This is a genomic window from Legionella fallonii LLAP-10, from assembly GCF_000953135.1.
Classification (GTDB): Bacteria; Pseudomonadota; Gammaproteobacteria; order Legionellales; family Legionellaceae; genus Legionella; species Legionella fallonii.
Window position 1 is genome coordinate 2,728,296 of sequence record NZ_LN614827.1, and the last position, 24,055, is coordinate 2,752,350.

The window sequence follows — 24,055 nt, forward strand, 5'->3', positions numbered from 1 at the left end:
TCTAGTTATTTTCATAGGTTGTTTGCTGCTGCGGAGAGATTAATACCGTATCCTCTTGCTTGCTCTCTTTGAAAAAGGTGAAGCTATGCGACAAAGAAGATTTTGCATTTCCTAATCGTTTAGCTATCTCGGTGTGCCCATGATTTAAAGCGATTTGCCCTGGGCTGATCCCCTCTTTATTACCCAATTTCTCGTTAGCACCTAAATGCAGTAATTTGACCACGGCCCCCAGTTTACCGCGTTTACAGGCCAGGAATAATGGCGTTTCACCCTGATTATTTTCAGCATCTAACAATACCCCTGCATTCTCTAACATAGTGATCATCCTGACATGACCAAACTCTGCAGCATAATGCAGTGGGGTATATCCTCTGGAATCAGGAAGATTACTATCTACATCGCTTGAGCTTAAGAGAACCTGCGCGGCTTTATGCGCACCTTGAATTGCTGCAAGATGCAATGGAGAGTAACCATGATCATTTACAGATCCTAACGACACATCGTCTAAGATAAATTCATTTAAAATAGAGTCGTTATCAAACCGTGAAGCAGATTCAACTAATTTTTTGTCATGTTCTTTCTGATGAAATGCTGGCAATTGCTGGATGAACTGAAGCATCTCAGGATCATTACTCATCACCGCATGTTCACATACTGTATTACCCTCAACGTCAGCGTAATCCATGCTTGCTCCCAAATTAATTAACTGAGCAACAACACTCACTTTCCCTCTTTGGGCAGCAAGGTGCAGTGCAGTTCTTTTGAGGCATATGTTCTTATCGCTGGAATGACTTTCTGGTTTATCAATTGGATATCCTGAATTAACAAGATGAGTAACCACCTCCTCATGTCCTCCAATGGCTGCAAGATGAAGTGCATTAAACCCTTTTTTGGTCACCTGTTCTGTATCCATTGTTTCAGAGCACAAACGTCTAACAATATTTATAAGCCCCTTTTCAGAGGCCAGCATCAAAGGAGTTAGACCATCCCTATCAGGAAGATTTTTATTACGTATTAGCGGTAATAAAAAGGCGGAGGCTTCATCATGCTTGCCATCAATTGCGTAATGGAGAGCATTTCGACCATACCTATCCGTTTGATCAGGATTTGCTCCATTACGTAACAGTAATTCCATCAACCTAATATTATTATTAGCTACTGCCAGCATAAACGCCGTCTCTCGATTTTGACTCAATTGGTCAACTGGTGTGGTTCTAAGCAGGAAGTGCACTACTTCATACTGATCACCCCGAGTAGCCTCATGCAATGGAGAGTATTTTATTCCGCCACTGACCGAATCGGTTGAATCAGACTTAGGAGCTAGATCTGATAACTGTTCAAATAATTTGATTTTTCCTCTTTGCAAAATCATTTGAACCATAGAAACACCCGGAATCACTTCGTCACGGATTAAGTGAGGCAGGCTCTCAGGAAAATGTGTTGTTAATAACCGAAGTCTGTAGGCAACAACTTCATCACTTACCTTAGCAATTAAAGTAGACAAAACATTATGACGCCCCAAAGTCATGGCTGGGTTAAAACCAATTTTCTTCAAAGCACGTAATAAATTATCTGCAGTTGCGGTATGCCCCATAATCTCAATTGCTAGATCAATGTTCTCAAATAAATGAACCATCAAATTCAGGGTAGGATCTTTCAAAATGAGTAATTGCAATGAAGAATCTGACTCGATTAATTCAGCAGCCTCATCAAAATTGCAATCAGATATCAATTCATTCAGCTCCTTGAGCGAATCGGTTAGGGTTTCATTTAGTGAAGTAGGTTCTATTTTACTGGAAGATACTGATTGATTTTCTTCCTCTTTGTCTATCGATTTGGTGCATAATGGACCCTTATATTTATCCATTACTTTGATCAAAGCCAAAGATTTACTTTCATTTACTCTAGTGACTAGATCCTGTGGCCAATCATTCAATGAAACTTTATCTAATAACACTTTGAGCATGTCACTGTCTTCAAGAATAACTGCTAGATGGAATACAGTTTGCTTCAATAGGTTTACAACTCTTGGATCACATCCTCGCTCTAATAAAAGAGTCACTTGCGCGATAGATCCAGTACTCACTGCCTTATGCAAAGCTGTATTGCCCTTTTCATCCAATGCTCTATTCAGGTTTTTAGTTTTCATCAGTATTTTTTCAACTGGTTCAACCTGGCTACTTTCAATTGCAGCACTTAAGAGTTCTTGCTTCTCAATTTCTTCAAGGGACATTGCTTTTAAAAATAAATCCAACACGGCATCAGCCCCATATTGAGCTGCTAAATAGGCCAATGAATGATCATTGAGCCAACCTGAGGATAAATCCTTTTTTTGCAGCCATTCACGCACGTAACTGGTCTCATTAGCCATCACTGCGTAGTGAATCAACTGCATACTCTTATTTGTACTTTTGTATTCGGCACCTTCATCCAATAAGGCATAAACCAACATGAAATGGCCCCGTTGTGCAGCAATAGCCACCAGACTTTGGCCATCGTATTCAGCATTAACATCCCACTTAATTTTTAAGTTTAATTGGGTAAACCGTTGGTAATCTCCATTTCTAACCAAATAATATAGACAATCATGACCCTGTTTGTCTTTGATAAGCGGATTTTCCCCTCGCGCCAATATAAGATCTGCGACCATGGGCATGCCTGATTTAAGAGCAAGTAAAGACGCACTTTCATCCTGACGATTAACCGCGTTCACAGTTGCCGTGCTGGCAAGCAAATAAGCGACTTCCATTTGACCTGATTGAATGGCCAACATCAGCGCTGTGTCTTGGGAGTTCGTTCTTGCATCAATTGCAGCTCCTTTGGACAGCAAGAATTTCACAATCTCCATATGCCCCATTGCAGCAGCAAGATGTAAGGCTGTTTTTCCTGATTCAAGAGGGAGATCAATCAAAACACCGCGTATAAGCATGGCTTGAATCGCTTTTAAATTGCCCTTTTGTGCAGCCAAATGATACGGTGTAAATCCATCGGATTTACGACGAGCATCCATTGAAGCACCCTTTTCAATCAGCTTTAACACAACCAATTCTAATTCATTTTCAAGAGCCTTATGCAAGGGAGTCATGCCATTATCTAAACTGGTACTCACTGCAAGCGTTTCCTGGTCTAAAAGTAACATGGCAACATCAGTATGATTATTTTGAATGGCTACATAGAGTGCGAATAGCCCATTAGATAATCGGTAATTAGAATTAGCCCCTAAGCCAAGCAAGGTTTTAATGACTTCTATATGGGCATGTTCAACAGCGATAAGAAGAGGTGTTTCTCCAGAAAACGATTTAGCATCACATTGTAATTTTGAAGAATCATTTAGAATAATATGTCGTAGGACTGCCTCATTATTTTCACGCGCCGCAACATGGATGGGCAAATGCCCCTGATGGTCTCTAACGTTTAATTGTTTGGGATCACTAATGATTTTAATGAATTCTTCAAGCGGCAAATGACCTGCGGCATAATGAGCAACAATCGAGCCGTCTTTATCATGTTCCAACTCAATTAATTCGAAGTCATCCTCTTCAGAAAGAAAAAGTTCATTTTCAAAACCATCAATCACAGGTATACGTAAAGCAACATAACTCTGACCATTGATTTCAAATTGGCCAAACTCTTCAATCTTCGAAACTTCCTGAATGACCTTTTCAGATTGAATCATTGGCTTTGATTGCATATTGGGCAAGGATAAACCACATCCACCAATAACCCGGAAGGTATCGCCCGTTTGATCTGCTAGATGTTTGTTGGTAAATCCAATCAAAGTGTGTACGTAATTTTTGCAGTGATCCAGATTAGCAAGCTCAGGAATAGTTAGAATAATCTGACTGATTTTCTGAATATTTTGCTTAAGTAATTCCAACCTATTCATTTCTTTTTCATAGATTGTTTTAATGTTAAGAATGGCATTTTGTGATAAGACTAATAATTTATCTTTTGCCTTCATCTGCTGCAGTTGGTTTAATTTTTCCTCAGCTCGCTCTTCAACTTTAGTGCTTTCTAACTTTAATTCATTCATTTTATCTTGAGCAAGAGCAATGAATGAGGTGATTTTATTTAATTCCTGTTCGGCAATTTTATTAACATCTTCTTTTGCTGCATCACGCTTTTGATTTAGTGAACTTGTTTTTTGAACTATCTCTTGTTGAATCCGAATTATTTCTTGATTAATCGATGCATTTTTATTGTTTATACCCGTAATTGCTTGATTCAATTGACTGATATTGCTAGTAACTGTTTGAACCAACTGATTCATAATTGCTTGATTAAGTGCTTTGGCCTGATGAGGTAAATTATTGAAGGTGGCTTGCTGAGTTGCCAAATGCTGTTGCTGTTGAACTATGGTTTGGTTGTACTGAACTTTAGTTTGATTATTCGAAACCAGTGCCGCATTCAATTGACTAAGGGCTTGAGCTCCTTGCTGATTCAATTGTTGAAGTAGTGTATTAAAATGAACATCAACTTGAGTCAATTGATTTTGTTTACCCTGGTTTAAAGAAGGGATTAATTGCGTTACCTTATCCATTTCTTTTTGTTGATTTAGGATGAGTTCAGCAATTTCATTAAGGCTTTGTTCTTTTGTTTGAATTACCTTAGAACTTAAATCGCTATAAATTTTCTCAATATCTCGCTTTGATTCTAAAATAAATTGATTGAATTGATTGCGTAACTCTTGATACTGCTCGTCCTGAATTTCATTAATAAACTCAGATTCAACTAACTCAGAGGAGGTTTGCCAACGTAATTCAAGATAATTAACACGCTCTTGCATCCAGTTTTTTAACATCACTATTTGACTGGGAACATCAAGCGTACTGACCTCTTTTTGTTGCAGCTCTGGCATTCTTTTTTGGTATTTTTTAATCACTTGGTGCATGCCTGCCTTCATTTGACTGACAAATAAACGTAGGCAAGCACTTGCCTCGTGTACCACTCGTTCCACTTCATCTTCATTCAGCTCAGTTTTAGAATCGACAGGGATGTGCGTGGATAGTTTTTCCCTAATCATGGTGCTGATGGTTTGACGCAAAAGCTGGGTCACAGAATCAGGTACAGATCCAATGTGCTTTTTATTAAAATACTGAGCCAACTGATTATCCAAATTTGCTCCGTTGTTATCATTTTGGATGCGTTGCAACAATTCGCTCAATAATAGAGACATTGGATAAGTATGATGGTATCGAACTGGGATTGGTGGCAGTGCTTTAGGGAACACAAAAGAATTATCAGGTAATTCTGATGAAAACACTGGCTTTTTGCCCATCTCATTTAAGGTGGCATAGAAATAACTCAATGATGTAGTGACTTCTAATAATTGGAAAAAAGGCTTACAAAAAGGTAACAGTGGCAATTTATTCTTAATTTCTTCGGCAAAGGCTTCATAACACTGTCGAAGACGCCTATATTCCTCGGGGTAATGACCATGCTCTTTAAGATAATTTTCGATGTACTCCTTATAATCAGGCATCATGTCTATGGTGTATTCAATACGAAATGTCGGACGAGGAATTAAAATATTTTGATGTCGTTCAATGCCCTCTTGATAGGCAATTATGCGAAAGGAGGTCATAAAAGGCTGTTTGTATTGGCCGTTGCCCTTTTGTTCTTTAATGCCGTATTTACTCGCCATTTCTCTTAGCGAAAAATACGGTGTTCCCTTTATATTTTCTTTAAAATATTTTTTCAAATCGACTAACATTGATCGCAAAAATTCTTCATCCAGATTTACTGTTTCATGCCATTTTTCTAAAAAGGCTTCTTCAAACATTCCTCCGTTTAAGTAACACTTCATCCAATAATCCAGTAAACCAATGATTTTACCTATGTACGTATTACGGTACGCGGGGTGAATTACAGGGTACAAATAACCCTCATCATTAAAATGAAGACTAAAGAAAGGGAGGGATTTTTGTTCGTTGAATCCTTCATTAAGCTCTAGAGCAATTTGAGTAAGCTCTTTTTGGGTCATGGGGTGTTGGTGGATTGGAAAGCATAGAACATAATCATTAGCCTCTGCGTGGGTATCACTATTAACTAAATCAGTGATAGTAGCCACTTCAGTTGCAACTCCGCCTATATCTCCCCCTCCATTTCCGCCGTTGCTTATTTTCGAGTAGGGATTATAACTGTTATAGCTGCTGGTTAAACCAGTGCTTGAGACTACGTTGCTAAATCCTGAAAGGGATATGCTGTTTCCCAATCCCATACCTGAAGTTGAATTGAATCCACCAGAACCTAATTGATTAAATTTATTATTAAATGGGTTACCAAAATTCTTAGAATTTAAAAAGGAATAAGGTCTTGATTGAAAACTGACATTGGGCTTTGATAGGCTAAAAGAACTTGATTTTTGGGATACGGGGTTAAGAGAGCGATATCGCATCCCTCCGCTATTAAGTGATGAGAAGGCTTGTGATTTTGATCTCGTTGAGTTTTGATTGGAAAATTTATTTTTATAAACTAAACCGTAAGAGGGATCTCTTCTCTGATACGAACCAAAACTAAAATTATTTTGTGGTAAAGAACCATTACCCATTTGAGTAGGTGCCATAATCGAAGCAAAGACTCCGATAGGATTAGAGTATCTTCCTAAACCTACTAATGTCATCCCTTTTTTATATGCAGCATCAATGTAACCATCCCTCACTGTTTCTGCAATAATTGTCTTAGTATCCTTGCCTTCTCTATTTTTTTTGAAAACCCGAACCAACGGACCGGAATACTTACCTAGTCCAATGAGCGCTGATCCCTTCTTGACAGCTTGCTCTTCAACTGTCTCTTTAACAGCCTGTTCTAAACTCTCACCCTTTTCTTTCTTTTTTATTACTTCTACAACTGGCTTATACATAGTAATCTAGATCTCCAAGACAGGCTGGTAAGCGATTTTAAGATCGTAAAAGACCAGCGACGCATTAATCCCCACATTTTCCAATGCATGCATATCATTAATTTTTGGATTGGGAGTATATAGCATCCATCAAACACAGTGTACCCGTAGAAATACCCTATGATTATTAATAAATCACTATATCGACTGCTACTTTTGTATACTAATTCGGTCACTCTAGTCGGTCACTCTAGTATTTTACAAAAAACCGTAAATAGTTTAGAATTTATACAGAGGTGTTTATGAGAAAGACGCAGCATTCCACATTTTCTGTCGCAGCAGCTCAATTTATCAATGAGATGAGCAAACCGCTCCATCAATATGGCCTAACTAATTTCATGCATGACATGACCTATGGACAAGGTCAAATCACCATGTTGGTTAATAACAAACAGATTATGCAGTTTTATGCGAGCAATAAAATTCCCATGTTATGTACAGATGATTCAGGAAGAACCCTGAACGATGGTGTATACCTCAATAAAATATTGGAAGCGCAGTTTAGGGATTGCTCTATCTTGATGCCAATTATGGTTAAAGTGGCAAAGCAATTTGGTCAACAATTTGGGAAAAATTCAGTGCATATCGTTATTCGAGAAGAGGATTGCCAACACCTTTATTCATTGTTTTTTGAACAAGACGAACATGATTTTTTGCATTGGATTGTTAATAATGGCCAATTACTACATGATTTTATCGAGAATTATAATTTAATTGCAAAGGAGCTTGTTTTAGAAGCGAAGTCACCAGAAAATAGAATTGTTTTGCCTAATTTTAGTGATATCGGACCTTCTGCTGAGAGAACTCAACCTCGAGTAAGAATATTTCATGAAACAATGCATGTGCCCATTTATTTATCCCCACAACAAAATAGATGTCTTAAATTACTGATGCAAGGTAAATCTACAAAAGAAACTGCAAAAGTTCTTCAGCTTTCTGTGCGCACAGTCGAGCACTATTTTGAACGAATCCGAGAATTACTAGGATGTAGAACCAATAAAGAAATAATTGCCATGTATATCCATCAATTTCTTAAAAATTAAGTAAATTCACTCCATTATATTAGTAGCCTTGAATCATATTGTTACCGCGAGTTCATTTAAATTTGTCTTAAGGCAGGGTCCTTACAACCTAATGATGACAATTCTCTTAAACATCATTAAGGAAATAACTCAATTTATTTTTTGCTATCCTAATCCTATCATTTCCATGGTTTTGGACCACTAATGTCGGATGGATTTGGGGATTTATACTGATTTCCCGTTTCTTGTTTCGATTCAAATACAGTATTTTGCCCCTTACTTGGCATTGGTCCCATTTCGGTGGTTAATATATTCTTATCAAGTAATCGTTGTACAAAGGCATCAAATAGTTTTGGATTTGAAATCGTAACCTTTAATTCATTTCCTACCTGGTTTAACTGCATTTGATTTGCAGCAACAGAGAAATCTTTCTTAAACTCATTAAATTCTTGTTTAATTGCCTCAAAAACCTTTTGAAGAGCAATATTTTGATCCGGTGAAAGATCGCCTTTACCTGAAAATAAAATAACTCCTTGCTCCATATCAATTTTTACAGATATTAAAGCATCTGGAATATTAAATTCAAAAGCCAAGTCATCTGGTTTTAGCCAAAGAGTACTTTTCCCTAAAGACTTTTCCAAATCAATTGAAATAGGTTTATTAGTAGTTGCTTGAACATTGGTAAGTGACTCATTTTTATCAGAAGAACCACCTGATCCACCACCAGAACCCCCATGTCCTTTGCATGTAGGTGAACCCATCGCTCGGCAAATACCACAAGGATTGTTATTGAGTGCTGATTTGCGTTGATCCAGATTTGGTTCTGGTTTTAATTGATTCGAAGCCATCTTATCACCTTTTAGTTTGTATTATGTGTAATTATAGAACATTTGGTGCTTTCTAAATTAGGGTATGAATACCCTATTTTTGCATTTGAGTTGTGTCTATAATTAATACATCGTAGGGTAACTTTCGTTGATATGCCTAACTTACCATCTAAAGAAATAATACAAGAAATAACAGAGTCTGCTCATATTCCAGCCATAGGTTATGCTTATGTCGAACCCAAAAAAGACAGCGAACATGAATTTGCAAGCAATTCATTTTCTTTCGGCAAAAAAAACGCCACCGAGACTAAGAATAGCGTAAATGCTGATACCCGATTTCCAGCAGCATCTTTGAGTAAAGTTGTATTCACATATTTGGTGCTACAGTTGGTCAATGAAGGATATATCGAGTTGGATGAACCATTACATAAAATTCTGCAATATGAACGATTCAAGATAAATGATGAATATCCTGAAAAGGCCAAACAATTAACAGCTCGGCACGTTTTGTCACATACTACAGGCCTGCCAAATGTGGAGCCAGATTTATCATCAAAGTTATCGTTTGATGATAAATCAATACTGGGCACGAAATACTCCTATTCAGGCGAAGCTTTTATTTACTTACAAAAAGTCATCGAGACTCAAATGAGTAAAGTTTTAAAGCGAGAGGTTGATTTAGAGATGCTGGCTAAAAAATATGTGTTTGACCCCCTAGAGATGGGGCATTCCACATTTTTGCCACAACGAGAGGACGACACCGAGATTGTAGCGGTTCATAGTCATCTAGGAAAACCAATTTCAATCCATGAGAGCATTCCTCACCTTAGGTATGATCTGGAATTGAGGTCATCATTGTCTGATCTCAGTCAAGCTGAAAAAGGTAAAATTTATTTATCTGAAAATCCTCGTGAGTACTATATAAAAGGAATGAGTGGGCCAGCTCCTATTCCTCTTGAAATTGATTTAACAAATTTAACAACAAAACTTAATAATCGTTCATTCAGAAGCGATATCTTGGCGATGACTTCAAAAGCTAGTCATACCCCTCATCTTAATGCTGCTGGATCACTGCTTACAACGGCAGATGATTTTTCGAAATTTATGGCTGCTTGGTTAAAGAATATGAATGCTCCCACCTTCAGACAAGCATTTGAACCAGGGTATTACCTCTCTTTGATGTCCATTACTTCATTTGATAAATTGGAAATAAGTAAGCTAGACCAAAAACCTTATCTTATAAAAGATGACCAAGGTAAATATAAACTTTGGGGATATAAAGAAAATAAATGGCAACTTACAGATATTGGCAATTTAGAGGTTAAATTTGAATGGAAACAGGATGTAACAGTATTCATTTCACCAAAAGATGAAATTTTCAATACATTAAAAAATAATCACACTCCAAAATGCGGTTTAGGTTGGCATATATATAAAAATAAAGAAAAAGAAGATGAGGTAATTGCCTATCAATATGGGGAAAACACGGATATGCGATCTTTTGTTGCTATCAACGTGGACAATAAAAAAGGGGTTGCAATTTTTACTAATTCGGAACATGGGATGTGTGTTGGAAACCAACTATTGAGAGACCCTATTGGTAATATGCAAGCAGTATTTAAAAATCTGAATTATAGTCAAAGCGATGAGCTAGGATGGCAAGAAATGCTTGAAGGTGAGATTGCTGAAGATAAAGGCAACTTTGCTAAAGATCGGGGCAACGTTGAAGAGGCTAGGCGTTGTTTTGCAAAGGCTAGAAGTAATTTTGAAAAAGCCCTTGAGCGATCGCCTGCGGACGAATACAAACAAAGGCGTTTGGAATGGTTTAATGCAGTACATTCATCCAATCCAGAAAATCAAGAATTTAACCACCGATTGGAAACGTTTGTAGGAAAATACAAGAACCCCCACGAAGTAATAGAGATATCAATCAGAGATGGCAATTTAATACACAAGCAATTTGGTCATGAAACTAAGCTTGTACGAATATCAGAGACCAACTTTGTAACTGAAAAGAATCAATCTTTCCAATTAAGCATTAAAGAAGGTCAGATGAGCGTTCTTTCTATTGAGGGTTGGAAGAAATCACTAGATAAACAGCCCATGCAAAAATCACAATTTGAATATAAGAATGCTGTTACAGAATTGAGAGAATCTCATCCTGATTATTTAGAATCCACAAGGGCAAAAGAAGAAGAAATACATTCAACAACCAATCCACATTGGAAGCAATAAGATGAATCAAATCAACTACTCTATAATTAGATAAAATTCGATTTGATTGCGGTATCAGAGTTTAATTATGCAAAGTAAACTGAAACACTAATTGAACAAGCCAAGATTCCAGGTATATCACTTGCTACAGCGTTACTTGATATGGCAGAGCTTGAAGCAGTTAAGAAACAAAATAAAGTAGGTATTGGAGTAGGGCTTTATGATGGCTATGGTAGTGCGCAGAGATTGTATATTAAAAGAGGCTATATACCCGATGGGTTGGGTGTTACTTACGATTATAATCATGTTACTCCCGGTGCCGATGTTTGCCTTGATGACGATTTAGTACTTTAGTTTATTAAGGAGTTTTTGTGAAACTAAAAGTGCATTATGACAACTGAACCTGTGCCAGGAAATGACCATCAGAATAAAGAAATCATCCAATGGGGTTGCAAATACCTTTCGTCCCATAGGTATACACTAAAAAGCAACCAGCCAGAAATTGTGCAAGAAACACCTTGGTCTTATGTGGTCCGTTTTGCAACATCTGATGGTTACATTTATTTGAAACATACTCCAGAGCAACTTGCATTGGAGGCGACCATTATCAAAACTTTGCATGCTCAATTTCATGCTTCTGTTCCAAAAGTTATCGCGCACAATGCTGAATTAAACTGCTTTTTAATGGAAGATGCAGGCAAATCATTAAGAGGAATGCTAAAACAGAAATTCGATGAAGCATTGCTTTGCAAAGCTATTGACCAATTTACATCACTTCAGATATCAGTTGCAGATCGTGTCGATGTTTTTCTTGATATCGGAGTTCCAGATTGGCGATTAGATAAATTTCCTGATTTATACAACGAGCTGATTTCACAAAAAGATTTATTGATAGATGATGGGTTATCAGAAATAGAGATTAGTCAATTGGAGGCACTGGGTCCAAAAATTTCACATTTATGTAAAAAATTATCTGACTATTCTATCAAACAAACCATTGTTCAACCTGATTTTAATGACAATAACACGCTCATAGACGATATATCGCAAGATATCACCATCATTGATTTGGGTGAAATAGCGATTTCGCATCCATTTTTTTCGCTGCTAAACTGTTTGCTACAAATTAAAAAACATCACGCACTAACAGACAAAGATGATACCTATCTGAGAATCAAAGATTGTTGTCTTAAAAATTATTTGAATTCTGAATCTAAAAAGCACTTGTTAGATGCTTTTTCAACAGCAGGCATATTATTTTTCATTTATGGCGCATTAAGCAGTAATCGATTGATAAGCGCATGTGATAAAGCAAAATTTACATCATCATTTCAAAGGCATGGAAAGCCCAGTAATCCATTGAAAGAATTTATAGCCGCATGTAATGCGGAGGATCAAGGATGAATACAATTGAAAATCTTAATTTCTTTTTGTTCACTGGTGGTCCTGGTGCCGGGAAATCAACGGTACTAAATGAATTATCACGCCAAGGTTTCTCCGTTGTACCAGAGGTAGCACGGGCCATTATCAAGGAGCAAAATGCCATTGGTGGTAATGCCACCCATAACGGTAATAGAACCATATATTGTGATTTGATGTTAATGAAATCCATTGAGGATTACATAAAAAACTCAACCCTTAATGAGGTAGTCTTCTTTGACAGGGGCATTCCCGATTTGTACAGCTATTCAAATAGATTTTGTGGTGGTGTAGACTCTGCAATACAAGACGCAGTTAACCACTTTCGGTATAATCCACAAGTATTCCTTTTTCCCCCATGGCCTGAAATTTATTGCCATGATACTGAGAGAAAACAAGATTTTCAGGAAGCAATAGATACCTATCATGCAGTTAAAGAAGGTTATAATGCCTGCGGATACTCTGTTATAGAGGTGCCTAAATGTTCCATAAAAGCACGTGCTGACTTTATTTTAAAATATATAGAGTAGCCAAAACAGGGTAACACTAACTGATATAATAATCCCGACCAAGAAAATGCTATTGGTCTCTTCCAATAAATAACGAATAAAAATGAATAATGAATTAAACGCATTCCACAGAACTGCAACTAACTTCTTCTCCCTAGTTAGCTTTAAGCAAATGAACTATGACAATCTCATTGCTTTTGCTACCGGGGTACAAGCATCTGGATTAAATCCTGTTATAGTCAATAAAGTAGATGATGCATTTTTGACAAATTTATCGAGTTGCCAATCTTTTTATCTAAAGAACAATTTACCTTGGGCATTAATCTTACCCGAATATTTATATAATGAGCATGTCGCTGAACTATTAAAAAACCAAGGATTTATCTTGGCTGATAAAGGTGTTGCTATGGCTGTGCTGATTGAAGCCATTAACTTCCCCTCATTTGATTCACCGATGAAAATCAAAGAAATGAAAAAAGATTTAAACACATGGAGCCTCCCATTGGTCGCGTTTGACCCTGCATCTGAGCTGTCAGAAGAGTACCCTGAAAGACATCGCCTAGCATCAGAGTCTGGCGCATTACTTTATCATTTTTCTGGTTTTATTCATGATAAGGTTGTGTGTTCTTTGTCTTTATCCTTCTGTGATAATAAGGCACGTATTGATGATGTAGCCACTATGCCTGCTTACCAGAAAAGAGGTTATGCTACACAGCTGATTTATGCTGCACTAGACTATGTTAAGCAATTAAACAGTACTCATTGTTTTCTAGAGGCTTCTAGCTCTGGATTGGATTTATACAAAAAAATAGGATTTCATGAGTTGTTCGTTAATCGCTATTATGAGCCCTCACCCATTATTTAATTGTGAATTAACCATGACATTTAAAGCAAACTGGGAAAAAGTAGACGAGCAAATTCAGCTGCCAGTTCAGACCATTGAGTCTATGGTAAAGATGGCCTTTCCTAATAAGAAGATGTCTTCCTATAAGATAATTTCTGGTGGCTGTGCCAATTTAAACATCCAAATCAACTTGGAGGCGGATAACACACCCTATATTTTGCGCGTTTATTTGCGAGATAAAGAAGCTGCATACCGTGAAAAAAATTTGAGCTTACTTTTAAAACGAACTGTTCCAATACCACAAGTCAATTTTATTGGAGATTATGATAATAATCGCTTTGCAATCACCGAATATATCCACGGAATTACCCTCCGTGATCTGTTACTGGGTACTCAATCCTACGACCTGAATTCGATTATGTTTTCTGTAGGGAAGATGCTATCTATCATTCAAACTAACCGCTTTGACTCTGCTGGTTTTTTCAATAAAGAATTAATGGTAGCTGAAATAACAACCAAAGATGCCTTGCTGCAATATGATCAAGAGAGTTTGAATCATACATTAGTGATTCAAACCTTAGGCAACGAAGTCATTACAAAGTAAAAGCTACATATAGATCACTTTAAATCATATATTCCAGATGATCATGAAAATCACTTAGTTCATGGAGACTTTGATCCCGCTAATATTCTGGTTGATATAAAAAATGGGCAATGGGAAATTACAGGGATTTTAGATTGGGAATTTTCTTTTTCTGGCTCTCCCCTTTGGGATGTAGCCAACATGCTCCGTTATGCCCATCAAATGCCTGTTCAATTTGAGGAATCATTTTTAAAAGGGTTAAAGGAAGGTTATACTCTTCCACCGGACTTTCACGTTAGTATCTACTTTCTTAATTTGTCATCCCTACTTGATTGCCTCGCGCGATGCCCTTATGGTCCACATTCAAATCAGTGTAGTGATATTCGTGCACTTATTTATTTTTTTATCAAGCAACTGGATAATGCATTATGAGTACTCAAAGAATAATTGAAGTTGTTCCCTATAATCCAGAGTGGCCCAATTTATATAATATGGAAGCAAGTCGTATCAAAGAAGCTCTTGGAGAAAATTGCATTGGCATTCATCACATTGGATCTACTTCTGTGCCAGGCCTAGCAGCGAAACCGGTGATTGACATGATTCCAGTAGTTCGTGACATCATGAAAGTCGACAACTCTAACAATGCTATGCCGCTATTGGGTTATGAAGCAAAGGGTGAGTATGGAATTGCATTTAGGCGATACTTTCAGAAAGGGGCTGAATTTAGAACCCATCATGCTCATGTATTTGAAGAAGGCTGTCCTGAAATTGAAAGACACTTAAAATTTCGTGATTGGATGAGCTCCCATCCCACTGACCGGGATGCTTATGCAGCACTGAAACAAGAGTTGGCTAAAAATCATCCCAATGACATCATGGCTTATTGTCTAGGCAAAGAGGCATTTATTGCAGACATTGATAATAAAGCTGGGTGTTTTGGACTTCGCATAGTGAAATCATTAACTCCCCGTGAATGGGAAGCAGTGCGTCATTTTCGTCAACACTATTTTTTTGATAAAGTACCTGTATCAGATCCATATACCTGGACCTTTGATCACGAAGCTCATGTCCACTTTATTCTTTATAAAGGAACCCAGATTAAGGGTTATGCTCATATTCAATTTTGGCCAGAGCAAAGAGCCGCGCTTCGTATCATGGTTATTGAAGAACATTCGAGAAATCAGGGAATAGGCGGAGCATTTCTAAAACTTTGTGAACGTTGGTTATATCAACAAGGCATTGTTGTATTGCAAATGGAGTCTTCACCCGAAGCGAAAAAATTTTATGTGCACCAAGGATATATTGAAATGCCATTTAACGACCCTGAAAATGGCTTAAGCTTCCCGCAAGATATCCCCATGGGTAAAATGCTTGTTAAAAATAATATTACATAGAGACAGAAAATCATGGCAAAAATGCATGAAAATGAGCTTGAAATAGACGAAGGTCTTGTACATAAACTTCTTAAAAATCAGTGCTCTCATTGGGCTAATCTGCTCATAAATCCTATATTATCAAGTGGAACAGACAATGCGTTATTTCGTTTAGGTAGTGAGTATGTTGTTCGTCTTCCTCGAATCGAATGGGCTCCAGGAAGTATCAATAAAAGTATTAATAAAGAATATGAGTGGATTCCGAAAATTGCTCGACTTTTGAAAATATCGGTCTCTGAACCTTTGTTCAAAGGTAATCCTGAAGAGTTCTACCCTTGGGTTTGGACAGTGACCAAATGGAATGAGGGACATAACCCAAATTTTGAAGAAGATAAGGAATATGAACTTCTTGCTAAGGACTTGGCTTTGTTTTTAAACGATCTACACGAAATAAAACTATCAGATGGCCCTACTTCCCGCCGCGGTATTCCCCTAAAAACAAAAGAACTCGATGAAGAGACACGGAAAGCTATAGGTGAACTTGAAGGAGAAATTGATCTTCAATCCATAGCTTCTTTATGGAATCAGCTATCAAATGTCCCCTATTGGAACAAGGAACCTGTATGGGTTCATGGAGACTTTTTACCCGGAAATATTTTAGTTCAAGGCAATCGGCTAAATGCGGTGATTGATTTCTCCGATTTAGGTATAGGTGATCCTGCTTGTGATCTGGTTATCGCTTGGAGTTTACTTAACTCACATTCAAGAAGAATCTTTAGGGAAAATCTACAACATATTGATGATGATACATGGGAAAGAGGTAAGGGCTGGGCTCTATCAATTGCACTTATTATGTTGCCGTATTATAAGAATTCAAATCCTGTTTTAGCAACGCTTGCAAGACGAATGCTGGAAAATGTGAAAGAGAAAAAAAACTTATGACTATTAAAGACATTGAATTCCAACTCAAAATAATTAAAGCAACTATAGATGATTATCCAACCGTTCAAAATATGGCGCGATTTTATGTTTATGATATGTCCAGAAGTTGCGGTTTCATCAGCGATGATTGGGCCTGTCCATCTGATGGGCTTTATGAAAGTTATGACTTTAAAGTGTATTTTGATAATCCCCAAAGGCAAGCATTTCTAATCAAAGTCCATGATGAATTAGCAGGCTTTGCTCTGCTGAATAAAGAAGGTACACAACCCAACATTAATTGGAATATGGGAGAATTTTTTATCCTCGCTAAATTTCAAGGGAGTGGAATAGGGAGCCGTGCAGCCCATGAGGTTTGGAAAACACATCCTGGCCTTTGGGAAGTATCTGTCATTCCTGAGAATAAGCCCGCTTTAGCATTTTGGCGTAAAACGATCTCGACTTTTACAGTAGGTAACTATACTGAAGAACTCAAAGCAATTACATATGATTCACATCAACCAGAACGTTATATTTTAAGCTTTGATACGCACAGCAATTCATCAATTAATAACACTGATGATAACAACAGCTTAAAAATCACCTTTGTTGATAGCTTAAGTGATGAGCTTGACAAGCGCATGACAGACGGTTTCATTGCCTATGAAAAAAATCATGGCATTGATGTAAATTACAAACGATTTTCAGTAGTGCTATCCAAGGAGAACAATTGTGTTTGTGGCGTGATCAATGCCTTCACTGCCTTTGCCGAAATCTATGTTGATGATATTTGGGTAGATAGTGCCTATCGTGGCAGAGGGTTTGGAAAAAAATTATTACAGGCTCTTGAAGATCATTTTAAAGGACAAGGATTTAATAACATCAATCTTGTGACCAGTGCTTTTCAAGCACCAGAGTTTTATAAAAAATGCGGGTTCACAGCCGAATTTACCCGAATAAATAAAATTAATCCCCAGCTTTCAAAAACATTCTTTGTGAAATTTTTTGAAGAAGAAAACCAAACTCAAGGTTTACTTAAGTATTCAGAGTAATAATTATGAATAGCAACAATGATGATTTTAAAATTGAAACCCAAAGATTAGTACTTCGTCCATTTAACTTTGAAGATTTAGATGCTTTTTCTTTAATATGCTCAGATCCGAAGGTAATGCGCTTTATTGGAGATGGACAACCTCTTGATAAAGAGACCGTTAGAGCGCGAATGGAATCCTGGATAACTTCATATGAAGAGCAAGGATTCGGATTGTTAGCTCTCACCTTAAAAAAAACGGCAAACTTTTAGGATTTTGTGGCTTAATGCCGCAAGTAGTTGATGACGAGTCCTATATCGAACTTGGCTATAGACTTGATAGTGCTTTTTGGGGGCAAGGAATTGCAAGTGAGGCTGCCAAAGGTGTAAGAGACTTCGCATTCAAACAGTTAAAGCTAACTCATCTTATTTCTATCATCCACGTGGATAATTTAGCTTCAAAAAAAGTAGCACAAAATATTGGAATGAATCATTTGAAACGGACTCATTTTAAGGGTGTTTTAGTCGATGTTTATTTTATGAAACCTAATATTTTTTTGGATAAAAAATGATAACAATTGATCTCCTTAAAAATCACCAAGACTCAATTCCTAGACTTGCCACAATTTGGCATGAAGTCCTTGGTAGAATATGGGTACCTGATGTTCCTATTGAACGAGTCATTCAAAAATATGATTCCCATTTAAATGACTCTCAATTACCTATAACTTTTGTGGCAACAGATGGTGAGAAGCCAGTAGGCATGTGTAGTTTAAGAGAAAATGATGGAATACGACCAGACCTAACACCTTGGCTAGGATCACTTGTTGTATCACCGGCCTATCAAAAGCAAGGGATAGCCCCATCGCTTATTGAGGCAACCCAACAAAAGGCAAATGATTTGGGTTTTAAAAAAATTTATCTGTTCGCCTTTGATCCCACCATTCCTGATTATTATTCTCGTCTTGGATGGAGCGTAATAGGAATTGATGTGTTTAAAGGACACACTGTGACCGTAATGGAATTTCACTTATGACAAAATCCTTGGATACCTATTTAGATTTATGCACCCAAGTGTATGATTTGAGTAAACCACCCTCTCCTGGAGTTAATGTGTGAAAAATTATCCGATAGAGTCGATTTGCTCTTACTTTAAACTAGGCACGCCCATAAAGCCTCCAACAAGAATTTATGGAGGACTACTCAACATAATGTGGCGCGTAGAGACTGATAAAAATATTTATGCAGTAAAACAGTTATCCAGGGATATCAATCTGTCTGATAATCACATTATTGAAAATTATAACCTTACCGAGCATATTGCTTCTCAATTTATTCAAAAGGGTATCCCTGCTGTTTGCGCCATGGAACAAGCAGGTAGCTATTTATTTATAATCGATGACGTAGGATTTTTGGTTTATCCGTGGGTTGTTGCCAAAGCACAGCATAAAGACACTGTATCGGAATCTCAGGCCCTGCAAATTGCAGTGATTCTAGCTCGTTTGCATGAGATTAATCTACAAGTTCCAGAGATTTTAGAGCCCGAATATGATATTCATACAAACGATAATCTTATTGCCTTAACTCAAAGAGCCGAAGAATACCGTAGCTCATTCTCCATGCTTTTAAATAAGCATCTTGCAGATTTACTCAGTGCAAATACTGCTTACCATCAGGCGGTTCCAGTTCTTAAAAAACATAGTGTTGTAAGTCATGGTGATTTGGACCAAAAAAATGTTTTATGGGATAAGGCTAATAATCCAATTCTCATCGATTGGGAATCTGCTCGCAAATTGAATCCAACGTATGAAATCATCAATGGCAGTTTAGATTGGAGTGGGATCACAACACAGTTTAATCCTGAGTTGTTCAATAAAATGATTCAGGCATACAAAAACGCTGGTGGTATTATTAACAAATCAGATTTTGAAGCATCATTCTATGGGGTTTTAGGAAATTGGATAAATTGGTTCGCTTATAACATAAAGCGTTCTTGCAACCCACTAGACTCTGAACAGCGTTTAATGGGAATAGGACAAGTGACCCAGGTTATACCTACAATATTGCGTATAAACGACTTAATTAAAAAGCAAGTATGATTGAGGTAAACCTTAAAAAATGACTTATCAATTATCCTTTGAGAACAACCCAAATCAAGAAGACATCCAAGTTCTTGGCAATGCTATTATGAAACAAGCTACCCAGAAGAAGGGGTTTAATCCTTTGGATTTCTTTGCTTTCTTTATCCGTGATGCAGACAATACCATCGTGGGTGGCTGTAATGGGAGTGCACTTTATGGATGTCTTTATATCGATCAGCTTTGGGTAAGTGATTTGCTACGTAAACAAGGTTGGGGAGCAGCACTTATAAAAGCAGCTCTACAATATGGTAAAGAAAACGGCTGTACTTTTGCCACCGTAAATACCTTTGATTGGGAAGCTTTAGGTTTTTATCAAAAAACAGGCTTTAAGATTGAGTTTGAAAGGCATGGATTCCTCAAAGATTCAGTATTTTATTTTTTACGCAAGAATTTCTGATCTTCATATCAATCTTCACCTGGAAATTTTGGTTTAAGTGTAGTTTGAAAGGGAGAAATCAAACTATCGTCTTTTTTTTCATCCTCCCGGTTTGCAGTATTATCAGGGGTTTTATGTGGCATTTTTGCTCTAAATTCGCTCATTCTTTCACGTGCTGCTAATAATTCTTCGGCTTTTACAGCAATACGTGGCGTTTGCACTACTGACTCTACTTTAGAATATTGAGCAATAAGTGAGTTTATGTGCTTAACAACAACATTGAGTGCATTTTCTTCTTTTGGAATTTCAATGTCTGGTTGTACACCTGATTTAGAGCCATCTTCCCAGTTTGTTCCAGAAATAGGATTAATGGATGTAGCATAAGGGACACGTAAAACAAACGAATCATTTATTTCACCAGAGTTTGCATCTAGTAAAGGAAAAGAGCACTCTGGATGGGCGCCACCTTTAGTAGATTGTCCCATAACAGTGAACCGTTTTTCTTTTAATGTTGTATTAAACTGTTGCAAATCATAGGCCGTTTCTTCGCGCCCAGAAAAGGTATTTGGACCTACAAGCAAAACAACGGGTTTATCAAGTAATTTACAAGGCGTCCTTATAGCCTCATAGGGCTTTTGTTCACCAGTTACATGATCATGTACTGTATTAATTGGCGTACCATCCGGCATGAAAAAGCTAACTACATTTTGAACCATCTCTGGTGAACCACCGTATGGCGTAACACTTAAATCAAGAATAATACCTTCCTTTTCTCGCAGTCCTTCCATAACCGCATGAAGCCTTTTTATGGCATTAGGTCCCATTCTGTATCTGTCCTCACTCTCGGTAGCACCTAATTGAGGATCAATAAGATGACTTATATTTACGTAACCAATATTATCGGGGATATTTCCGCTTGCACCTTGATAATCAATGAATCCATAATTCCTAGTGGCTGGATTGTCTTGTTCATATTTATTCCATTTCTCAACTTCTTCTTTTGGAGGCCCGCCACTAAAATCAAATTGGGCTGAGTGCTGCCCTGTTTTTACTTTTTTTCCATCTGTCATTTCTTTGATAAATGCAGGGTTGTATTCCAACTCTAAATGAGGGTCGAAACCATGAAGGACTTCATTAATTTGAACGACAAAAACACCATAATCTTCTAACGTAGATAGTGATCTTTCAGTTCCTGACGCTAAAGTCGTTTCGTTAATTTCTTTGCATTTACTGATAAGGGTATTTGCCAAACTGGCCTTCATTGCCTCAAACTTCTCTGGAAGACAATAATAATCGTGCATCGTGCTGAGTAGCTGATCAATTAAATTAAATTGCCACTTTGGTAAACCATTGAGATGACACCTTACATAAATATCAATTCGAGCAGTATCCCAGTCCTCTTTTGCTTTCCATCCAGGCTCAACATCTCTCGAAACACCAAATTTTTGAAAAAACCAATTAAAGGCATGTTCTAATTTCACTTCTGGACCCACAATTAATTCAGCAAGAACATGTCCATATCCGTGGGGAGACTTATTAAGCTCCGCGTTACCATTAGTAAGTAAAACAACAGAAGATTTGGTTTCCATATCCATTGCAACCCACCCGCGCCACTGGTTCATGTCACCACTATGGAACGCTGTTGTGACCTTACCCTGCTCATCTAATTGCAATCCAAAACCTAATCCCCATGCGAGGTGTTGTCTGTCTTTATCTGATACCTTCAAATCTTTAGCCCATTGATCTGACATCAAGGATATTTGAGGCTTAAAAGCTTCATGCAATGTTTCATTTTTATGAGTATGCTCTGTAATAGAAGTTACCTCGGCAAGTTGCTTATCTGATAGATTATTAATTGGTTTGTCTTCAGTTACTTCAGCGAATCCATCCTGTAGTTCCTCTAATTTGGACTGTTCTAATGTGATCTGGTGCAGAGTATTATCTAACTTATTGTAGTAAAAAAAGCCCGTTTCAGTAAGAATATATCGTGAGGTTATTGAGTCTTTTTGATTTTCATTTGTCGGATTTTCAGACATTTTTATCAGACCACATACTTGCATCCAGGCTGAGGTTAAACGAGCATAATCACTTGGCGTAGTATGTAGGGTATTCGCTGCATGGGATTTATCCTCTGTACTTCCGGGAGCTACAAAGCTGCTATGTGCCATATTCAAAGGTTGAAAAATCTCTGCCTTGGCAAGCTTTTCAAGTGACATGTTTTGATCTTTTTCGATGGCCTTTTGCAAATAATATAAGGCCGTATTCCCATAAGAATAGGCTGTTCCTGGTGGAAACTCCAATCTTGGTGCGCCATTAATAGGTATGCCTGAACTGTGAGATAAAACCATACGAGGAGTTATTTTATTTGCTTCTTCAATAAAATCTTTACTAACTTCCTTACCTAAATTATTTTTATAGAAGTCTTGTATTGGTAGAATTTCTGAAATTGGGGTGTCTAAAGTAAATGGCTTGGTAAATTTTTTATCAGATATCATTTTAAGTACTAAATAGGAAAACACAGCCTTACTAAGGGACGCAGCTCCAAATTTTGTATTTGGCTCTACTTTGGCTCCTGGAGTTTCAAAGTATACATCGGTTTTTCCTATTACCTCGGGTCTTATAGGCTCTCCTGGTTTAAAATATGCAATAGATGCACCCGGAATTCCTCCTTTAATCATTCTCTCGTCAATTTCTTCTTTATTTTTCATAGTGATTTTATTCGCTAGGTGCCATTAGCTTATTATATAATATTTTGGTGAGACTGATTTTGAACAACCCCACTTGTTACACTTTATTTACGATATAATTTGTCAAATTCTATAAAGAACCATAGAGGCATACAGAATGAGCACAGTTAATATATTGATTGATAATAGTCCTAGTGATGAAAACAATGCTCGCTTAAGAAACGGAATATTAGATTTTAATGCTAAATACCTCCATGAAAAAGCCAGTCCATTTAGTGTTTTCGCTCAAAATAATAAAAATGAGATCATAGGTGGTGCTAGTATTTGGGAACATAGTGATGCATTTTACATTGACATATTATGGGTTGAGGAGAATTACAGAGAACAAGGGGTAGGCTCTCGATTACTCAATGAACTATTTAATCAAGCAACCATTAAAAATGTAAAAAAAATCTTTGTTGATACCTATGAGTTCCAAGCGGTTGATTTTTATAAAAAACAAGGTTTTTTTGTAATTGGACGACTTGAAGACTATTTATTAGGGCATGACAGAATTTATTTAAGAAAAAACTTAGATTAATTAAAAAAATTATTTCTCTGAAATTCAGTAATAAGATTAATCAAATTAACTACTCTATAATTAGATAAAATTCAATTTGATTGTGGGATCAGGATTTAATTATGCAAAGTAAACTAGAAACACTAATTGAACAAGCCAAGATTCCAGGTATATCAATTGCTACTGCCTCTCCGGGCGGAAAAATTGCCACACATACAGCAGGAGTAATTAATAATAATACACCCCAGCAACCCGTAACTGAAACCACCATTTTTGAAGCCGCATCGCTAAGCAAGCCTGTATTTGCCTATATAGTTTTAAAAATGGCTGAGCGCGGTGAACTTGATTTAGATATACCATTATATGATCAAATAGGTGATTTTGGCCCTCCTGAAAAAAAAATTCGCAACCATGACAATTACAAAAAATTAACTGCAGGTATGATTTTGTCCCATCAAGCGGGTTTACCTAATGAATTTGAACGGAGTAAACCTGAGACCTTTGATTTTGTTACAGAAGTGGGTAAGCAATTTAATTATTCCGGGGAAGCCTATTGTTTTTTGCAAGAGGTTGTAGAAAAAATTGCTAACTCGAAATCGACTGGACAGCTCATAACCCTTGAAGATCTTGCATAAAAAGAATTTAAAAATCT

The 24,055-nt window shown here is 37.1% G+C and carries 19 protein-coding genes and 1 pseudogene; 17 read left to right on the top strand and 3 right to left on the bottom strand.

Translation table 11 applies throughout. The annotated features are described in order from the left end of the window. Nucleotide 1 precedes the first annotated feature (1 nt). Entirely contained in the window at nt 2-6,862 is a 6,861-nt protein-coding gene (locus LFA_RS11220; RefSeq protein ID WP_045096268.1) for an ankyrin repeat domain-containing protein, read from the bottom strand. Nucleotides 6,863-7,143: 281 nt separating this feature from the next. On the opposite strand from LFA_RS11220, the gene LFA_RS11225 reads away from it, so the two are divergent. Then, a complete protein-coding gene (locus LFA_RS11225) occupies nt 7,144-7,944 on the top strand; it encodes a helix-turn-helix transcriptional regulator (RefSeq protein ID WP_045096269.1) in 801 nt (266 codons plus the stop codon). Between the two features lie 158 nt (nt 7,945-8,102). On the opposite strand, the gene LFA_RS11230 is transcribed toward LFA_RS11225, so the two are convergent. Then, nucleotides 8,103-8,771: a hypothetical protein gene (locus tag LFA_RS11230; RefSeq protein ID WP_045096270.1), complete on the bottom strand. Its 669-nt coding sequence runs from the start codon at nt 8,769-8,771 to the stop codon at nt 8,103-8,105. A gap of 132 nt (nt 8,772-8,903) precedes the next feature. Here LFA_RS11230 and LFA_RS18915 point away from each other — a divergent pair, with 132 nt between their 5' ends. From LFA_RS18915 to LFA_RS11300, 14 genes and pseudogenes are all read left to right on the top strand, one after another. Next, nucleotides 8,904-10,985, top strand: a complete 2,082-nt coding sequence (locus tag LFA_RS18915) for a serine hydrolase domain-containing protein (RefSeq protein WP_052673946.1) — start codon at nt 8,904-8,906, stop codon at nt 10,983-10,985. A 141-nt stretch (nt 10,986-11,126) separates the two neighbouring features. Continuing rightward, on the top strand, nt 11,127-11,318 hold the full coding sequence (locus tag LFA_RS11240; protein ID WP_052673947.1) for a hypothetical protein: 192 nt from the start codon (nt 11,127-11,129) through the stop codon (nt 11,316-11,318). A 36-nt stretch (nt 11,319-11,354) separates the two neighbouring features. After that, nucleotides 11,355-12,368, top strand: a complete 1,014-nt coding sequence (locus LFA_RS11245; RefSeq protein ID WP_045096271.1) for an aminoglycoside phosphotransferase family protein — start codon at nt 11,355-11,357, stop codon at nt 12,366-12,368. Then, nucleotides 12,365-12,913 carry an AAA family ATPase gene (locus LFA_RS11250; RefSeq protein WP_045096272.1) on the top strand — a complete coding sequence of 183 codons (549 nt, stop codon included), beginning with the start codon at nt 12,365-12,367 and terminating at the stop codon, nt 12,911-12,913. Before LFA_RS11245 ends, LFA_RS11250 begins: the two co-directional genes overlap by 4 nt. An 82-nt stretch (nt 12,914-12,995) precedes the next feature. Next, nucleotides 12,996-13,757: a GNAT family N-acetyltransferase gene (locus tag LFA_RS11255; RefSeq protein ID WP_045096273.1), complete on the top strand. Its 762-nt coding sequence runs from the start codon at nt 12,996-12,998 to the stop codon at nt 13,755-13,757. A 13-nt stretch (nt 13,758-13,770) separates the two neighbouring features. Continuing rightward, on the top strand, nt 13,771-14,340 hold the full coding sequence (locus tag LFA_RS11260) for a protein kinase family protein (RefSeq protein ID WP_157010343.1): 570 nt from the start codon (nt 13,771-13,773) through the stop codon (nt 14,338-14,340). Nucleotides 14,341-14,349: 9 nt separating this feature from the next. Next, nucleotides 14,350-14,751, top strand: a complete 402-nt coding sequence (locus LFA_RS20625; RefSeq protein WP_084602168.1) for a phosphotransferase family protein — start codon at nt 14,350-14,352, stop codon at nt 14,749-14,751. After that, on the top strand, nt 14,748-15,713 hold the full coding sequence (locus LFA_RS11270) for a bifunctional GrpB family protein/GNAT family N-acetyltransferase (RefSeq protein ID WP_045096276.1): 966 nt from the start codon (nt 14,748-14,750) through the stop codon (nt 15,711-15,713). Before LFA_RS20625 ends, LFA_RS11270 begins: the two co-directional genes overlap by 4 nt. 12 nt (nt 15,714-15,725) lie before the next feature. Next, nucleotides 15,726-16,634, top strand: a complete 909-nt coding sequence (locus LFA_RS11275) for an aminoglycoside phosphotransferase family protein (protein WP_052673948.1) — start codon at nt 15,726-15,728, stop codon at nt 16,632-16,634. Continuing rightward, nucleotides 16,631-17,662 (top strand): GNAT family N-acetyltransferase, encoded by a 1,032-nt coding sequence (locus LFA_RS11280; RefSeq protein WP_045096277.1) that lies wholly within the window; start codon nt 16,631-16,633, stop codon nt 17,660-17,662. The genes LFA_RS11275 and LFA_RS11280 overlap by 4 nt, the downstream gene beginning before the upstream one ends. 5 nt (nt 17,663-17,667) lie before the next feature. Then, a pseudogene (locus tag LFA_RS20355) lies at nt 17,668-18,212 on the top strand (GNAT family N-acetyltransferase). Then, nucleotides 18,209-18,676 (top strand): GNAT family N-acetyltransferase, encoded by a 468-nt coding sequence (locus LFA_RS11290; protein WP_045096278.1) that lies wholly within the window; start codon nt 18,209-18,211, stop codon nt 18,674-18,676. Before LFA_RS20355 ends, LFA_RS11290 begins: the two are co-directional and overlap by 4 nt. Before the next feature lie 79 nt (nt 18,677-18,755). Next, nucleotides 18,756-19,739, top strand: coding sequence for a phosphotransferase (locus LFA_RS11295; RefSeq protein ID WP_045096279.1), 984 nt, complete (start codon nt 18,756-18,758; stop codon nt 19,737-19,739). Nucleotides 19,740-19,758: 19 nt separating this feature from the next. Further along, entirely contained in the window at nt 19,759-20,178 is a 420-nt protein-coding gene (locus LFA_RS11300) for a GNAT family N-acetyltransferase (protein WP_045096280.1), read from the top strand. 8 nt (nt 20,179-20,186) lie between these two features. Here the strand turns inward: LFA_RS11300 and LFA_RS18930 are convergent, their stop codons facing one another. Then, complete coding sequence (locus LFA_RS18930) at nt 20,187-22,865, bottom strand: serine hydrolase (protein ID WP_052673951.1); 2,679 nt, start codon at nt 22,863-22,865, stop codon at nt 20,187-20,189. 136 nt (nt 22,866-23,001) lie between these two features. Between LFA_RS18930 and LFA_RS11310 the strand changes: the two genes are divergently transcribed. Together LFA_RS11310 and LFA_RS11315 are read left to right on the top strand one after the other, a co-directional pair. Then, nucleotides 23,002-23,424, top strand: a complete 423-nt coding sequence (locus LFA_RS11310; RefSeq protein ID WP_045096281.1) for a GNAT family N-acetyltransferase — start codon at nt 23,002-23,004, stop codon at nt 23,422-23,424. Nucleotides 23,425-23,525: 101 nt separating this feature from the next. Then, the gene (locus tag LFA_RS11315; RefSeq protein ID WP_045096282.1) at nt 23,526-24,038 is read left to right on the top strand and encodes a serine hydrolase domain-containing protein; all 513 of its coding nucleotides are present in this window, start codon (nt 23,526-23,528) and stop codon (nt 24,036-24,038) included. The last annotated feature ends 17 nt before the right edge of the window (nt 24,039-24,055 follow it).

What these genes read in the sequence shown, in the direction of transcription:
- LFA_RS11220 (WP_045096268.1), bottom strand. Translation starts at nt 6,862, where the DNA reads ATGTATAAGCCAGTTGTAGAAGTAATAAAAAAGAAAGAAAAGGGTGAG.
- LFA_RS11280 (WP_045096277.1), top strand. Translation starts at nt 16,631, where the DNA reads ATGACTATTAAAGACATTGAATTCCAACTCAAAATAATTAAAGCAACT.
- LFA_RS18915 (WP_052673946.1), top strand. Translation starts at nt 8,904, where the DNA reads ATGCCTAACTTACCATCTAAAGAAATAATACAAGAAATAACAGAGTCT.
- LFA_RS11290 (WP_045096278.1), top strand. Translation starts at nt 18,209, where the DNA reads ATGATAACAATTGATCTCCTTAAAAATCACCAAGACTCAATTCCTAGA.
- LFA_RS11300 (WP_045096280.1), top strand. Translation starts at nt 19,759, where the DNA reads ATGACTTATCAATTATCCTTTGAGAACAACCCAAATCAAGAAGACATC.
- LFA_RS11310 (WP_045096281.1), top strand. Translation starts at nt 23,002, where the DNA reads ATGAGCACAGTTAATATATTGATTGATAATAGTCCTAGTGATGAAAAC.
- LFA_RS11230 (WP_045096270.1), bottom strand. Translation starts at nt 8,771, where the DNA reads ATGGCTTCGAATCAATTAAAACCAGAACCAAATCTGGATCAACGCAAA.
- LFA_RS11245 (WP_045096271.1), top strand. Translation starts at nt 11,355, where the DNA reads ATGACAACTGAACCTGTGCCAGGAAATGACCATCAGAATAAAGAAATC.
- LFA_RS11270 (WP_045096276.1), top strand. Translation starts at nt 14,748, where the DNA reads ATGAGTACTCAAAGAATAATTGAAGTTGTTCCCTATAATCCAGAGTGG.
- LFA_RS11225 (WP_045096269.1), top strand. Translation starts at nt 7,144, where the DNA reads ATGAGAAAGACGCAGCATTCCACATTTTCTGTCGCAGCAGCTCAATTT.
- LFA_RS11260 (WP_157010343.1), top strand. Translation starts at nt 13,771, where the DNA reads ATGACATTTAAAGCAAACTGGGAAAAAGTAGACGAGCAAATTCAGCTG.
- LFA_RS18930 (WP_052673951.1), bottom strand. Translation starts at nt 22,865, where the DNA reads ATGAAAAATAAAGAAGAAATTGACGAGAGAATGATTAAAGGAGGAATT.
- LFA_RS11315 (WP_045096282.1), top strand. Translation starts at nt 23,526, where the DNA reads ATGCAAAGTAAACTAGAAACACTAATTGAACAAGCCAAGATTCCAGGT.
- LFA_RS11250 (WP_045096272.1), top strand. Translation starts at nt 12,365, where the DNA reads ATGAATACAATTGAAAATCTTAATTTCTTTTTGTTCACTGGTGGTCCT.
- LFA_RS11255 (WP_045096273.1), top strand. Translation starts at nt 12,996, where the DNA reads ATGAATAATGAATTAAACGCATTCCACAGAACTGCAACTAACTTCTTC.
- LFA_RS11275 (WP_052673948.1), top strand. Translation starts at nt 15,726, where the DNA reads ATGGCAAAAATGCATGAAAATGAGCTTGAAATAGACGAAGGTCTTGTA.
- LFA_RS11240 (WP_052673947.1), top strand. Translation starts at nt 11,127, where the DNA reads ATGGCAGAGCTTGAAGCAGTTAAGAAACAAAATAAAGTAGGTATTGGA.